Below are 14,765 nucleotides of genomic sequence, written 5' to 3'. Positions count from 1 at the left end.
CATGAAAAAAATTATCCTGATTTTAGCCTTGCTTTTAATTGGATTCTTATTGTTTTATAACGTCTTGCCCGTAATCAATTATGGCTTTGTGGGCTTGCCGATTTTACTGTTATTACTGTTACTTATTGCAATTGTTCTTTTTTCAAAAATCGAAGTGACATCAACGACAAGAAAATTGAATATGTTTTCCAAAACGAACAAAATTTTGTTCTTTTTGTCTTTTGGACTCCTAGTTTATCTTGTGGTGGTGCCGTTAGCGACATCGTTGCCGATGTTCAGAAGCAGTGCTTATCAAAAATTAATCGGGAAAGTCGAAAATGGCGAAGACCTCAAAAATCACATCGCGCCGATTTCTCTCGATAAAATTAGAGTGGTCGATGAAGAACTTGCTATGCTTTTAGGCGAAAAGATAATCGGTTCGCAGCCGTCTTTAGGGAGCCAGGCAGAAATAGGGGAATTTACGATTCAAAAAGTAAATGATGAATTGTATTGGGTTGCCCCATTGCTGCATACAGGTTTCTTTAAATGGTATAATAATTCTGAAGGTACTCCTGGCTATGTCATGGTTTCTGCTACAAACGAAAGAGATGTCAAGCTGATTCAGGATATAAATGGAAAACGCCTTTCTATAAAATACCAGCCAGCGGCCTATTTTGGGTCTAGGATTGATAGACATGTTTATTTTAATGGCTATGCAACCGTCGGATTGGAAGATTTTAATTTTGAGATTGACGATAAAGGAAATCCGTATTGGATTGTTACCAAATACAAAAAAAGAATAGGATTTGCCGGAAATGATGCAACAGGTGTTCTAACAGTTGATGCCCAGACCGGAGAAATTAAAGAATACGATATCAATAATACGCCGCTTTGGGTAGACAGGATTCAGCCGATAAGTTTTATCGAAGAACAGCTAAACGATTGGGGCGAATATGTTCATGGATTTTGGAATTTTTCGAATGAAAATAAGCTCCAAACCACCGAAGGATTGACGCTTGTATATGGCGAAAACCATAAATCCTATTGGTACACAGGATTGTCTTCTGTTGGTAAAGAAGAATCGACTGTAGGATTTGTTTTGGTAGATACAAGAACCAAAGAAACTACTTATTACAAGCAAAGTGGTGCCACTGAATATGCGGCCCAAAGTTCTGCCGAAGGAAAAGTCCAAGAAAAAGGATATCATGCTTCGTTGCCTATTCCATATGTGATTAACAACATACCGACTTATGTAATGACTTTGAAAGATGATGGCGGTTTGGTGAAAATGTTTGCCATGGTTTCCATAAACGATTATACGATTGTTGGCGTTGGAAATACAATGAGGGAAACGCTTATGGCTTATAAAAATGTGTATAACATGGCCGATAATGGTATCAATCCGGAAAGTGTAACTAGCAAAAAAAGCTTGAAAACTATAGTGACAAGAATCGAAAACGATGTCAAAAACGGCAATAGTTTCTACTATTTTACAGTAAAAGATTATCCGAATATTTTTGTGGGATCTTCGCAGTTGTCTAACGAATTGCCTGTAACGGCAATTGGAGATTCTATCAGTATTTCTTTCGATGTAGATTTGGAAGAAGTAATAGATGTTTCGAGTTTCGACAACAAGAACATCGGAAATAAAAAATAAGATGCAACTAAAAAGCGCTTGAATTTCAAGCGCTTTTTTTATGTAATAATTTAGGACTATTTCCCTTTAGGTTTTTCAGGAAGTAATTTGAAAGAAGTCGCTACAAAACGATTGTTTTTGACTTCGCCCACAACTTCGGCTTGTCTGATTTTGGAGCAAAATCCATCGCCAGCATGAGAATCGCCATGGTCGTCAATTCCAGTGCCGTCTACAAAATAAGGCTTTCCATCAATTCGTACTGCCAAATCACAGCCATGTCCTTTCATTCCGAATTGGCATTGGCCGCATGAAGCTTCAACTACTTGCGGTTTTGGCCCTGTTTTTTTCTGTTTTGATTTTGAGTCTTGCGCATTCGCTGAGAAAGCCAAAAACAAGAGGGCAATTGCAATTATGTTTTTCATATCTCGATTATTTTATGGTTACTAATCTAGCGGCATTTTGTGCTCTTTCAACTATTTCTTCAATAGGAGTTTCTAAAGTGTCGTTGGTCAGTGCGACAGCCATTCTGCGATACGGCCTTGTTGTCGGCTTGCCAAAGATTCTGAAATCTGTTTTAGCAAGGCCAGCAATTTTTTCCAAACCTTCATAATTCGGATTAGTACCTTCTTTTGAAGCTAGAATTACGGCACTAGCACCTGCTTTTTCGAGTTTTATTTCAAAAATAGGCAAGCTTAAGATGGCACGCAGATGCAATTCGAATTCGTTGAAATTTTGCGTTCCAGCCAAAGTTACCATTCCAGTATCGTGTGGTCTTGGAGATAGTTCCGAGAAGTAGACGCCGTCATCAGCCAAGAAAAATTCCACACCAAAAAGTCCGGCGCCGCCTAAAGCTTCGGTTACTTTTTCAGCCATGTCTTGCGCTTCAAATAAATCTTTGTCCGAAATTCGTGCCGGTTGCCAACTTTCTTGGTAATCGCCACGTTCTTGTCTATGTCCGATTGGAGCACAAAAAAGCGTCGGATTGTTATTTTGGGTAATCGTTAATAAGGTAATTTCAGAATTGAATTTTACAAAAGCTTCCACGATAACTTCCACGACATCGCCACGTGAGCCTTCTACAGCATAATTCCAGGCTTTTTCAATATCATCCGGAGTTTTGATTGTGGATTGTCCTTTACCCGAAGACGACATTAATGGTTTTACAACACAAGGAATTCCGACTTCTTTTACTGCTTTCTGTAATTCTTCGGATGAGGTAGCATATCTGTAATTGGCTGTTTTTAATCCTAGTTCTTTTGCTGCCAAGTCGCGTATTGCTTTTCGGTTCATTGTAAAATTCGCCGCTTTCGCAGAAGGAACCACGGTAATGCCTTGCTTTTCATACTCGTAAAAACGTTCGGTACGGATGGCTTCAATTTCAGGAACAATAAAGTCAGGTTGGTGCTTTGCGACGATTTTGTCTAAAGCGTCGCCATCCAGCATGTTGATGACTTCAAAACTATGAGCAACCTGCATGGCAGGGGCATTTTCATAACTATCGACAGCAATTATGGTCTGTCCGATGCGTTGTGCGGCGATTGTAAATTCTTTTCCTAATTCTCCGGAACCGAGTAATAGTATTTTTGACATTCGTATCTTTTTATATGACCCTGTCAGAGTTTTAAACTCTGACAGGGTTGGAGTTGTAGATTAAAAAAGCCCCAAGTTTCCTTGAGGCGTATTTGTTTTAAGCTAAAGCTTCTTTGATTCTTCGTAAGGCTTCTGTCAGCAATTCTTCGCTTGTTGCGTAAGAGAAGCGAATACAGTTCGGATTTCCGAAAGCATCTCCTGTTACAGTAGCAACGTTTGCTTCTGCCAAAAGATACATAGAAAAGTCATCTGCATTTTTGATTTCAGTTCCTCTTAATGTTTTTCCGAAATAGGAAGAAACATCAGGGAAAACATAAAAAGCACCTTCTGGAACATTGAGTTTAAGGCCTGGAATGCCTTTAATCAATCCAACAACTAAATCTCTACGGCCTTTAAAAGCAGCTACCATGTCGTTTAATACGCTCGGATCGGCATCAACAGCAGTAATTGTAGCTCTTTGCGCGATTGAATTGGCACCGCTGGTTACTTGTCCTTGCATTTTTGTACAGGCTTTTGCGATGAATTCTGGAGCTCCGATATATCCGATTCTCCAACCTGTCATGGCGAAAGCTTTAGCAACACCATTTACCGTTATAGTTCGGTCAAACATTCCTGGGATAGAAGCAACGCTGCAGAATGTTCCTGAAAAGTTGATATGCTCGTAAATTTCGTCAGCGACTACAAAAATATTTGGATATTTTTCTAATACTTTCGCCAATGCTGTCAATTCTTCACGGCTGTAAACAGAACCGCTCGGATTGCAAGGAGAGCTGTACCAAATCATTTTTGTTTTTGGCGTAATGGCTTTTTCTAACTGTTCTGGCGTAATCTTGAAGTCGCTTTCTACAGAAGTCGGTACTTCAACCGGAATACCGCCTGACATTTTTATGATTTCGTAATAACTTACCCAATATGGAGCAGGAAGGATTACTTCATCGCCCTCATTAAGCATTACTTGTGCGACATTGTATAAAGATTGCTTGGCACCAGTTGAAACAACAATGTTTGCTGGCGTATAGTCAAGGTTATTGTCTCTTTTGAATTTTTTGCAGATGGCTTCTTTTAGCTCTACATAACCGTCTACAGGCGAATAAGTGCTGTAGTTTTCGTCGATTGCTTTTTTTGCGGCTTCTTTGATAAAATCCGGCGTATTGAAATCCGGTTCTCCTAAGCTTAAGCTGATAATGTCTTTTCCTTGTGCTTTTAATTCTCTTGCCAATGCCGCCATTGCCAAGGTTTGTGAAGTTGATAATTTGTTAATTCTATCCGATAAATGATTCATGGAAAAACTTGTTGTTTGTGTGTATTGTAGTTAAATTATGCGATGGCAGGATTTTGCCCTAGTTCTTTCAGATGCTTGAAATGAGCTACAACTGCGCTACGCATTGTCTTAAATTCATGATAAGGAAGATTGCACTCTTTTGCTGTCTGTTTTACAATTTCAGCAATTTTTCCATAATGGACATGGCTGATGTGAGGAAAAATATGATGCTCGATCTGATGATTCAATCCTCCAGTAAACCAGTTGACAATCTTATTTTTTGGAGCGAAATTCGCTGTAGTATACAATTGGTGAATGGCCCAAGTATTTTCTATTTCTCCTTCTTCATTCGGAACAGGGTTTGTCGTTTCATCAACAACGTGCGCCAATTGGAAAACGATGCTCAATATCAAACCTGCAGTGTAGTGCATTACCAAAAATCCTAGTACTACTTTCCACCATGTAATTCCTAAAATCATAGGAAGTACCAGCCAGATCGAAACGTAGATGATTTTCGTAATAACTAAAACGGTCCATAATTTCGCCGGACTTTGGGGCTCTCCGTAAGAGAGTTTTCTTTTTAGGTAGCTTTTCATCTGTTTGAAATCGGTTGTGATTGCCCAGTTGAAAGTCAATAATCCGTAAAGAAACACGGAGTAATAGTGTTGGAATTTATGGAATTTGTGCCATTTTGCTTCTTGTGTAAATCGGATAATTCGTCCAGCATCTAAATCTTCATCATGTCCGTGGATGTTAGTGTAGGTGTGGTGAAGTACATTATGCTGTACTTGCCAGTTGTAAACATTTCCTGCCAAGATATAAATGCTGCCTCCCATGAATTTATTCAGCCATGATTTGTTGGAGTAAGAGCCATGGTTTCCGTCATGCATTACATTCATTCCGACGCCTGCCATTCCAATGCCGATTACGATAGACAAAAGCAACATTAGCCAAAACGGCATGTCTAAAGTCAGGATCAAGAAATAAGGCGTCAGGAAAATCGTAAACATTACGACTGCTTTTAAGTGCAATTTCCAGTTCCCGGTCTTCTTGATATTATTTTCCTTGAAATAATTATTGACACGCGTATTTAGAGTCCTGAAGAATTTCAGGCTGTCTTGTTTGGAAAATGTTGGAATTGTGGTATTCATATATAATTTATAATTAATCAAAATAAGTTTTCAAAGGTAAATATTCTTAATAATGTAAACGGATAAAAACCTAAAAAATTTCAATTTGAAAATGATTACTTTTGTGAAAATTTTTAAAATGGAAGAAATTCTAAAATATTTCCCTAATCTGTCTGATATTCAGAAGCAACAGTTTCAGAAATTAGAGGAATTATATCACGATTGGAACGCTAAAATCAACGTTATTTCTCGCAAAGATATAGACGAATTATATACGAAACACGTGCTTCATTCATTGGCAATTGCAAAAATTCAAGAATTTGAGCCTGGAACGTATGTCTTGGATGTAGGGACTGGCGGTGGTTTTCCTGGAATTCCGCTCGCTATTTTGTTTCCTGAAACTCGATTTTACCTGATTGATGTTATTGCGAAAAAGATAAAAGTGGTTCAGGCTGTTGCCGAGGTTTTAGAATTGAAAAATGTAAAAGCCGAACAGATTCGTGCCGAAAATGTCAAAGGCGATTTTGATTTCATCATAAGCCGCGCCGTGACTAATATGCCTGATTTCGTGTCTTGGGTAAAATCAAAAATCAAAAAACAGCAAAAACACGAACTCAAAAACGGAATCTTATACCTCAAAGGAGGCGACCTGACCGAAGAGTTGAAAGATTTTCCAAAAGCCACAGAATACAATATTGCCGATTTTTTCGATAATGAATTTTTCGAAACTAAAAAGGTGGTTCATTTACCGTTAAAGTTTAAAGTGTAAAAGTTAAAAGTCATAAAGTAAAAAGCCGAATCTATATTTAGACTCGGCTTTTTTATATACAATCAAAAGTCTTTATAACTTTCGACTTTCAAACTTTATGACTTATTTATCAAGAAAAGGATATCTGTAATCTGTTGCAGGAATAAAAGTTTCTTTGATAGTTCTTGGAGAAACCCAACGAAGCAAATTCAGGATAGAGCCCGCTTTGTCGTTTGTTCCCGAAGCTCTTGCGCCACCAAATGGCTGTTGGCCAACTACAGCTCCTGTCGGCTTGTCGTTAATGTAGAAGTTTCCGGCAGCATTAACCAAAGCTTTTGCAGCAAAGTCAATAGCGTAGCGGTCTTGAGAGAAGATGGCACCTGTCAAAGCATAAATTGAAGTCTCGTCAACTAATTTTAACGACTCTTCCCACTTTGCATCTTCGTAAACATATATTGTCAATACAGGGCCGAATAATTCGGTCGACATCGTGTCGTATTTCGGATTTGTAGTAACGATAATCGTAGGCTCGATAAACCATCCTTTTGATTTGTCATAACCACCGCCAACAATAACTTCTGCTTCTGAAGAGGCTTTTGCATCGTCAATTGCTTTCGCTAATTTATCAAATGATGCTTCTGTAATTACGGCAGAAACAAAGTTTGTTGTGTCTTCTGGTGAACCCATTTTAAACGATTTGATGTCGGCTACAACGCGTTCTTTTACAGCACTCCAGATAGAAGCAGGAATATAGGCTCTTGAAGCCGCAGAACATTTTTGTCCTTGGTATTCAAAAGCGCCACGAGACAGGGCAGTAGCTACTTCAATCGGATTGGATGACGGATGTGCCCAAACGAAATCTTTTCCTCCGGTTTCTCCGACGATTCTTGGGTAGGTTTTGTATTTGCTGATGTTCTGTCCAATTTTTGCCCACATACTGTTGAAAACTCCAGTTGAGCCTGTAAAGTGGATTCCAGCGAAATCTGGGCTTTCCAAAAGCGTATCTGTAATCATGGCAGAATCTCCATTGACCATATTGATAACGCCTTTTGGCAATCCCGCTTTTTGGAAGACTTCCATGATTACATTCGCAGAATATACTTGAGTTGCAGAAGGTTTCCAAACCACAACATTACCCATCAAGGCAACGCAAGATGGCAAGTTTCCTGAAATTGCAGTAAAGTTGAACGGAGTAACCGCATACACAAAACCTTCTAACGGACGGTGCTCTAAGCGATTCCAGATTCCTTCAGAAGAAACAGGCTGTTGTGCATAAATTTCAGTCATGAACTGTACGTTGAAACGCAAGAAATCGATAAACTCGCAAGCCGAATCAATTTCTGCTTGGTGAACCGTTTTTCCTTGAGCAATCATAGTTGCAGCATTGATCTTAGCGCGGTAAGGTCCAGCTAATAATTCAGCAGCTTTTAAAAATATCGCCGCTCTATGTTCCCATGGCATGGTAGCCCATTTTTCACGAGCTTTCAAAGCAGATGAAATCGCTTTTTCTACCAAAGGCTTGTCCGCTTGATGGTATTGACCTAAATTATGCTGATGGTCAAACGGCGGAAATAATCTTTTTGTATCTCCCGTTTTGATTTCTTCATCACCGATAAATAAAGGGATATCGACAGTTGAATTATATAATTCTTTATACGTTTTTAAAACTTGTTCTCTTTCTGGACTTCCTGGAGCATACGACTTAACAGGTTCGTTAATAGCTCTCGGAACATTGTAAATTCCTTTTGGCATACTGATTTGTTTTTATATTTAATAATATCAAATTTTTGCGTGGCAAAGATACGAAATGAATAGGGATTATAGAAAGAATTACCATTTCAATAACAATAATGTAATTTTTATTGAATGAAACAGCTTATGCCGACTAAGCAAGATGAAAGGGTTAGAATTTTTAAGATTAATTCAACGCAAAAGGAGCGCTTAATCTGAAAGTAGGAACAATCACTCTAAAGTTTCTTGTCGATGTGAAATTGATCATGTTGAAATAGCCTTTCATAGCGCCAAAAGGCGATGAAAGAAGACAGCCAGAGCTATACGTATGGGATTCTCCTGGTTTTAATACAGGCTTTTTGCCGATCACACCTTCGCCATCGACGAATTCTTTGTTATTTAAAGAATCAAAAATTTCCCAGTGGCGGGACATGAGCTGTACAGAATCTTTGCTATGGTTTTCAATCGTGATTTCATAACTAAAGGCAAAGTGAATCTTGTAGTTCTTGAAGTACGTTCCTTCAAAACTAGTCAGGACAGAAATTTTAATGCCTCGAGTTATTTGCGTAACCATAAATTGCTAATAATGTTTCAAAATTACAAATTTATACTATTGGATGGCTGTTTTTGCTATTAAATTTTGCTTAATGGTTTTAAAAACAGTTTTTTAGCATTTTAGTTGATAATGTTTTCAGAATTAGCGATTCCTCTTCCGATTACTTTATCATACCTTTCGTTCATGCCTCTGTAATAAACAATTACCTGATAGTTGTTCTCCGTTTGGTAAAAATTTCCGTCAATCGCATTGGCATGATCAATCTTGCCTGTTTTGTCAGCAATGACATACTGGAAGTTCGTAAAGCCTTGCTTGATAACAATTGCTTTTTCATACAATCCTGTTTTTGCATTAAAATCCATACGATTTTCATCATTCAAGGCATAATTGTTAAACATGCCGTTGATGTATATACTGTTCTTTCCGAAATAATTAGGTGCGTCTAACGTGAAAAATACCCAAGCGTAATCAGCTTCTACTTCATTGTTCTGTGCGTTCAGATTACGAACTACGAAGTTTCCGTTTACGTCAGGATTGAAAGTATACACTTGGCTCGCTCTTGCTTTGTTGGCATAAAGGTGCGGCTCGTACAAATCTTTTGCTTGTACATAACTGATGTTGTTTACCGGCGATCGGATTTCCTTATTGTCAAAATATAAAAATTCGTTGCCTCCCCAAAACTGGGTCTCTTTATCGTATTTATAAATCAGGTCATTACCGATTGTGTATTGCGGTTTGATATTGTAGATAGCTTCGTTAAACTGCCCGTTCTGCAAAAGCATGACTTTTACGCTTTGCAACGGATTGACAAAAGTGATGGCATTCGACTTTACTGCGAAATCTAAATTGTGCATATAATTGATATCGCGGACATCTCTGGCTCTTTTGATTTGTAATGGAACGGAAACCAAATCTTCATATAAAATGAGTTTTCTGGAAAAGACGACATCTTTGTCTTCGTTTAAAATTTTGATCATGTAATTGCCGCTCACTCTAAACTGCGTGAATTTATTTGGGAAGGACAATCTGTAGTGAGAGTAAAGTTGCAACGTATTAAAAGAATTTTCATAATCTTGAATTCTTTGGTTGTCGAATCCTTGGATATATTCGCTTTTTACAAGTTGAGAAGGCGTCCAGTTATAGTCACAGTGAACGATCTCATAATAATAGTTGGCTTCATTGCCGTATAAATCGTCAAATTGAAGCTGAAATCCATCTTGAAGACTGAATATTGGAATTACATTTTGTCCGTTTTGAACAAATGAAACTGTTTTTATATTGAAAGGAGGAGCAATTTCTGTTTGGACTTGTGCTTTACTTACGCTACAAAATAAGCAGGCCAGCAAAACAATAAAATAATTCTTATTCATCTTTAAAGTAGATTTTATCGGATTTATAATAACAAATATAATGATAATAAATTGTACGAGAATTATGCCAAACATTGAGGGTGTTAAGGAATAATTAAAATAATTTTAATAAGATAAGAAAAAGGTGCGTATTTTCTGTTAAATGTTTTATAATAAATAGTTTTATTTGTAGTTATAACTTTAGTTTTATAACAACAAAAATAGCAACCAAATGAAACATTACAACAAACTATTTGTGCTTTTACTGGCATTTCCGATGTCGATTTTTGCACAAGAACTTAAAGGCGACAGTCCCGTTCCTTTTGACTCCACTGTGAAAACAGGAAAATTGGAGAACGGATTGACGTACTACATCAAAAAAAATGCAAAGCCTGAAAACAAAGTAGATTTAAGGCTTGTCATTAATGCCGGTTCTATCCTTGAAAACGACGACCAGCAAGGTCTTGCGCATTTCATGGAACATATGTGTTTTAACGGAACAAAGCGTTTCCCGAAAAATAAATTGGTAGATTATCTGCAAAGTATCGGCGTTAAGTTCGGACAGCATTTAAATGCTTATACCAGTTTTGACGAAACCGTTTATTTCCTTCCGATTCCATCTGATGATCCTGAAAAACTTGAAAAAGGGTTCCAAATTATCGAAGATTGGGCCTTCAATGCTGTTCTTACTCCAGAAGAAATTGACAAAGAACGTGGGGTTGTTTTAGAAGAATATCGTATCGGTTTAGGAGCGGGTAAAAGAATGATGGGACGTTATATGCCGAAAATGATGTACAACTCGCATTACGCGGAACGTCTTCCGATCGGTAAGAAAGAAATCCTTGAAAACTTCAAATATGATAAGCTTGTAAGTTTCTATAAAGATTGGTACCGTCCGAACTTGATGAGCGTTATCGTGGTTGGAGACATCGATGTGGCGGCTATGGAGAAAAAAATTAAGGAGCATTTCGCTTCGTATAAAAATCCTAAAAACGAAAGACCTAGAAAAGTGTATGACGTTCCGAACCACAAAGAAACGTTTGTAGCTGTTGAGAGCGATAAAGAAGCTTCGGCAGCGCAAGTTCAGTTGGTTTATAAAGACTACGATACGCCAAAACCGATTGTAAATGTCAATGATTTTAGAAAATCTTTGGTTGAAGGATTGTATTCTACAATGATCAACAACAGATTGAACGAGCTTACCAACTCACCAACTCCGCCATTTACCTATGGCTATTCGTATCATGGAGGCACGTGGGCCCGAACAAAAGAAGCATACCAATCATTTGCAATGTCGCAAGAAGACAAGCAATTGGAAGCTTTAAAAGTGTTGGTGACAGAAAACGAAAGAGCAAAAAAATACGGCTTCACGCAAGGCGAGCTAGATAGAGCAAAATCTGAGTTTTTAGCGAATACAGAATCTGCGTATAACGACAGAGACAAAACAGATTCTAGAGAATTTGTAGGCGAGTATCAGTCGCATTTCCTAGAAAAAGAGCCAACTCCTGGAATTGAGTGGACATTTAATGCCATGAAAAAAATATTGCCAGGGATTGAACTGAAAGATGTAAATGGTCTGGTTAAAGATTATATCAAAGAAGACAATAGAGTCGTAATCCTTACAGGTCCTGAAAAAGACGGATTGAAAAAACCGACGGAACAAGAAGTGTTAAATACTTTAAAAGTAAACGACGCTGACATTACTCCTTATAAAGATACAGAAATTGCTTCTAGCCTTTTGAGAAAGGAACTAAAACCGGGAAGCATCGTAAAAAAAGAGAAAAACGACAAAATCGGAACGACTACTTTGTTTCTTTCTAACGGAGCAAAAGTGACTTATAAGAAAACCGACTTCAAAAACGACGAAATCTTGATGGAAGCTATCAGCTTTGGAGGTACGAACTTGTATTCGAATGAAGAGCTTAAAAAAGTACAGTTTGCTAATGGAGGCTTGACTCAGGCTGGTTTCTCTGGACTAAAAGAGAATGATATCAATAAATTCATGTCTGGGAAAGTAGCCAGTGTAAATCCTTATATCGGTAATACTACAGAAGGTCTTAGAGGAAGCGCTACGCCAAAAGATTTGGAATACCTATTCCAGATGACGGTTGGATATATTACCGACTTGAATTTTGACAAAGATGCTTTTGAAGGCTACAAGCAAAAACAATCAGGTTTTTTCAAAAACATGGCATCGCAGCCAGGATTCTATTTCCAACAAGAATTGTATGGCTACCTGCTTAAAGAAAATCCTAGATTCTTTGGAATGATTCCTGATGAAAAGGCATGGGAATTTACAGATTACCAAGTAGCGTACAATAAATATAAAGAGCGTTTTGCGAATGCTGCCGATTTCGAATTTTTCTTTGTAGGAAACATCGATGATAAAAAAATCGAAGAATATTCAGCTAAATATTTGGCGGCTTTGCCATCTAGCGACAAGAAAGAAAAAGCTATCGACTTAGGCTATAGAATGCTTAAAGGTGAACATAAGAAAATCGTAAACAAAGGTACAGATCCAAAAAGTACAGTTTCGATTATGTTCTATGGCGATGCGCAATACAGCCCAAAAGAAGCCTTGGCAATGCAGGCTCTTGGCGAAGTATTGACAATCAAACTGATTGAAGAGCTAAGAGAAAACGAAAGCGGTGTTTATGGAATCAGCGCTAGAGGAAGCATGAGCAAAGTGCCAAACGGAGCTTATAACTTTACGATTGGTTTCCCTTGCGGTCCAGACAATGCAGAGAAATTGACAGCTTCAGCTTTGAGAGAGTTGCAGAAAATAATCGACAACGGTCCTCAAGCTGCTGATGTTACGAAATTCAAAGAAGCCGAATTGTTGGATTATAAAAAAGACATCAAAGAAAACAGGTATTGGCTGACAAATTTTAACCGTTCTTACACGAATGGGACAAGTCCAGAAGATATCTTGAAAGTAGAGGAGAAAATCAATGCCATCACGGCGAAAGACATCCAAGACGTAGCTAAAAAGTATCTTACAAAAGATAAGGTAGTAGGTATCTTGATGCCAGAAAAAAGCTAATCAGAAATAAGCAAGAATGTAAAAAGCCTGATGAATTTCATCAGGCTTTTTTATTTTGAATTTTTGTTATTTATAGCAGACCGGAATGATTTCTCCGTTGGCTAAACAATACTGTTCTACGAGCTCGGAGCCTAATTTTTTAGTATAATCTTCTTCGACAACGGTAAAACCGATACTTCTTAGTTTATCGAAATAATCCCTTCCGTACACGCGAACGTGGTCGTATTGTCCGAAAATTTTAGCACGCTCTTTTTGATCAGTAATCGAATTGTCTTCAAAAGTAGTTTCTCTTTTTAGGTCTTGCGGAATTTGAAAAATCCCCATACCACCAGGTTTTAATACCCTGTATAATTCCTGCATGGCTTTTGTGTCGTCTGGGATATGTTCCAAAACGTGGTTGCACAAAATGACATCGTATGAATTATCTTCAAAAGGCAAATTACAGATGTCTGCTTTTACATCGGCCAAAGGTGACAGCAAATCGGTTGTCGTATAATCCAGATTTTTTTGGTTTCTGAAGATTTTATAAAATGCCTGTTCTGGAGCAAAATGCAGCACTTTTTTCGGAGCCGTAAAAAAATCAGTTTCGTTTTTTAAGTATAGCCAAAGCAAACGATGCCTTTCTAAAGATAAAGTGCTTGGGGAAAGCACATTGTTTCGCTGCGTCCCATAGCCATACGGTAGAAACTTTTTGAAGCTTCGTCCATCAATCGGATCCGTATATTTTTTTCCTTTCAAAGCAAAGGCAAGGACAGGGCGTATAACATAGCTGAGGCGAATCAATATCGGCCTCGGAATCGTATTTAAGACAAATCTGAAAATTTTTTTCATTAGGAAAGTACCAAAGGCTGACTTCTGAATTCGTTTTCTTCATTGCTTTCAATTCCTAATGCTTTGTAGATATAAGAAAAGGTCGAAAGTAGTTCTGGTTTTCCGTTGACCAAAGCCACGTCATGCTCGAAATGGGCACTCGGTTTTCTATCGGCAGTAACGATTGTCCAGCCGTCTTTTAGCTGTTTGATATTTTTTGTCCCCAGATTGATCATCGGCTCGATAGCCACGACCATTCCTTCTACAAATAATTTTCCGCGTCCGCGTTTACCGTAATTCGGCATTTCTGGATCTTCGTGCATTTTTTTGCCAAGACCGTGTCCTACCAATTCACGAACCACTCCATAACCATGAGCTTCGGTATATTTTTGGATAGCATTTCCTACGTCTTCAACACGGTTTCCCATCTTGAATTCTCTTATTCCTACATACAGTGATTCTTTGGTAACTTGAAGCAGTTTTTTAGTTTCTGGAGCCACGTCACCAATTTCAAAAGTATAGGCATGGTCGCCATAATATTCATTCTTTAAAACACCGCAATCCACAGAAACAATATCGCCTTCTTCAATTATAGTATTTGTCGGTAAGCCGTGAACAACTTGATCGTTAACGCTAGTCAAGATGGAAGACGGACAGCCATAAAGACCCAAAAAACCTGGAACGGCATCATGGTCGCGAATAAATTCTTCTGCTAATTTGTCGAGATGCAAAGTCGTGATTCCGGGCTTGATTTCTGCGGCAATCATACCTAATGTTTTTGAAACTAAAAGAGCACTTTCACGCATCAATTCAATTTCTTCTCTAGTTTTTTGGATAATCATAAATTTGAATTTATCAGTTTGCAAAAGTACTATTTTTATGCGAATTAGGCCAAATAAAAAAGCTGCCTCCATAAGAGACAGCTTTTTGTG

At 38.0% G+C, this 14,765-nt stretch carries 12 protein-coding genes; 3 read left to right on the top strand and 9 right to left on the bottom strand.

What is annotated here, in order from left to right:
• The first annotated feature begins 1 nt into the window (after position 1).
• Complete coding sequence (locus OLM56_RS01140; RefSeq protein WP_264528043.1) at positions 2 to 1,636, top strand: hypothetical protein; 1,635 nt, start codon at positions 2 to 4, stop codon at positions 1,634 to 1,636.
• Positions 1,637 to 1,692: 56 nt separating this feature from the next.
• Here the strand turns inward: OLM56_RS01140 and OLM56_RS01135 are convergent, their stop codons facing one another.
• From OLM56_RS01135 to OLM56_RS01120, 4 genes are all read right to left on the bottom strand, one after another.
• On the bottom strand, positions 1,693 to 2,037 hold the full coding sequence (locus OLM56_RS01135) for a DUF6370 family protein (protein WP_264528042.1): 345 nt from the start codon (positions 2,035 to 2,037) through the stop codon (positions 1,693 to 1,695).
• Between the two features lie 7 nt (positions 2,038 to 2,044).
• Entirely contained in the window at positions 2,045 to 3,205 is a 1,161-nt protein-coding gene (gene purT, locus OLM56_RS01130; protein ID WP_264528041.1) for a formate-dependent phosphoribosylglycinamide formyltransferase, read from the bottom strand.
• A 97-nt stretch (positions 3,206 to 3,302) separates the two neighbouring features.
• On the bottom strand, positions 3,303 to 4,487 hold the full coding sequence (locus OLM56_RS01125; RefSeq protein ID WP_264528040.1) for a pyridoxal phosphate-dependent aminotransferase: 1,185 nt from the start codon (positions 4,485 to 4,487) through the stop codon (positions 3,303 to 3,305).
• A gap of 35 nt (positions 4,488 to 4,522) precedes the next feature.
• A complete protein-coding gene (locus OLM56_RS01120; protein WP_264528039.1) occupies positions 4,523 to 5,617 on the bottom strand; it encodes a fatty acid desaturase family protein in 1,095 nt (364 codons plus the stop codon).
• A 118-nt stretch (positions 5,618 to 5,735) separates the two neighbouring features.
• Between OLM56_RS01120 and rsmG the strand changes: the two genes are divergently transcribed.
• The gene (gene rsmG, locus OLM56_RS01115) at positions 5,736 to 6,365 is read left to right on the top strand and encodes a 16S rRNA (guanine(527)-N(7))-methyltransferase RsmG (RefSeq protein WP_264528038.1); all 630 of its coding nucleotides are present in this window, start codon (positions 5,736 to 5,738) and stop codon (positions 6,363 to 6,365) included.
• A gap of 102 nt (positions 6,366 to 6,467) precedes the next feature.
• On the opposite strand, the gene pruA is transcribed toward rsmG, so the two are convergent.
• The 3 genes from pruA to OLM56_RS01100 all read right to left on the bottom strand — a co-directional run bounded on the left by pruA (position 6,468) and on the right by OLM56_RS01100 (position 10,001).
• Positions 6,468 to 8,096, bottom strand: a complete 1,629-nt coding sequence (gene pruA / locus OLM56_RS01110) for an L-glutamate gamma-semialdehyde dehydrogenase (RefSeq protein WP_264528037.1) — start codon at positions 8,094 to 8,096, stop codon at positions 6,468 to 6,470.
• A 166-nt stretch (positions 8,097 to 8,262) separates the two neighbouring features.
• The gene (gene apaG, locus OLM56_RS01105) at positions 8,263 to 8,649 is read right to left on the bottom strand and encodes a Co2+/Mg2+ efflux protein ApaG (protein ID WP_121375229.1); all 387 of its coding nucleotides are present in this window, start codon (positions 8,647 to 8,649) and stop codon (positions 8,263 to 8,265) included.
• A gap of 101 nt (positions 8,650 to 8,750) precedes the next feature.
• Positions 8,751 to 10,001 carry a DUF5103 domain-containing protein gene (locus tag OLM56_RS01100; protein ID WP_264528036.1) on the bottom strand — a complete coding sequence of 417 codons (1,251 nt, stop codon included), beginning with the start codon at positions 9,999 to 10,001 and terminating at the stop codon, positions 8,751 to 8,753.
• A gap of 211 nt (positions 10,002 to 10,212) precedes the next feature.
• On the opposite strand from OLM56_RS01100, the gene OLM56_RS01095 reads away from it, so the two are divergent.
• Complete coding sequence (locus OLM56_RS01095) at positions 10,213 to 13,023, top strand: M16 family metallopeptidase (RefSeq protein WP_121375228.1); 2,811 nt, start codon at positions 10,213 to 10,215, stop codon at positions 13,021 to 13,023.
• A gap of 66 nt (positions 13,024 to 13,089) precedes the next feature.
• On the opposite strand, the gene OLM56_RS01090 is transcribed toward OLM56_RS01095, so the two are convergent.
• Both OLM56_RS01090 and map read right to left on the bottom strand, forming a co-directional pair.
• Complete coding sequence (locus OLM56_RS01090) at positions 13,090 to 13,854, bottom strand: class I SAM-dependent methyltransferase (RefSeq protein ID WP_264528035.1); 765 nt, start codon at positions 13,852 to 13,854, stop codon at positions 13,090 to 13,092.
• Positions 13,854 to 14,675 (bottom strand): type I methionyl aminopeptidase, encoded by an 822-nt coding sequence (gene map, locus OLM56_RS01085; protein WP_121375226.1) that lies wholly within the window; start codon positions 14,673 to 14,675, stop codon positions 13,854 to 13,856. The genes OLM56_RS01090 and map overlap by 1 nt, the downstream gene beginning before the upstream one ends.
• Positions 14,676 to 14,765 lie beyond the last annotated feature (90 nt).

The sequence above is a fragment of the Flavobacterium sp. N2550 genome, from assembly GCF_025947265.1.
Lineage (GTDB): Bacteria > Bacteroidota > Bacteroidia > Flavobacteriales > Flavobacteriaceae > Flavobacterium > Flavobacterium endophyticum.
The sequence above is the reverse complement of the archived record's forward strand: the minus strand, read 5'-3'. Positions and strand labels throughout refer to the sequence as shown.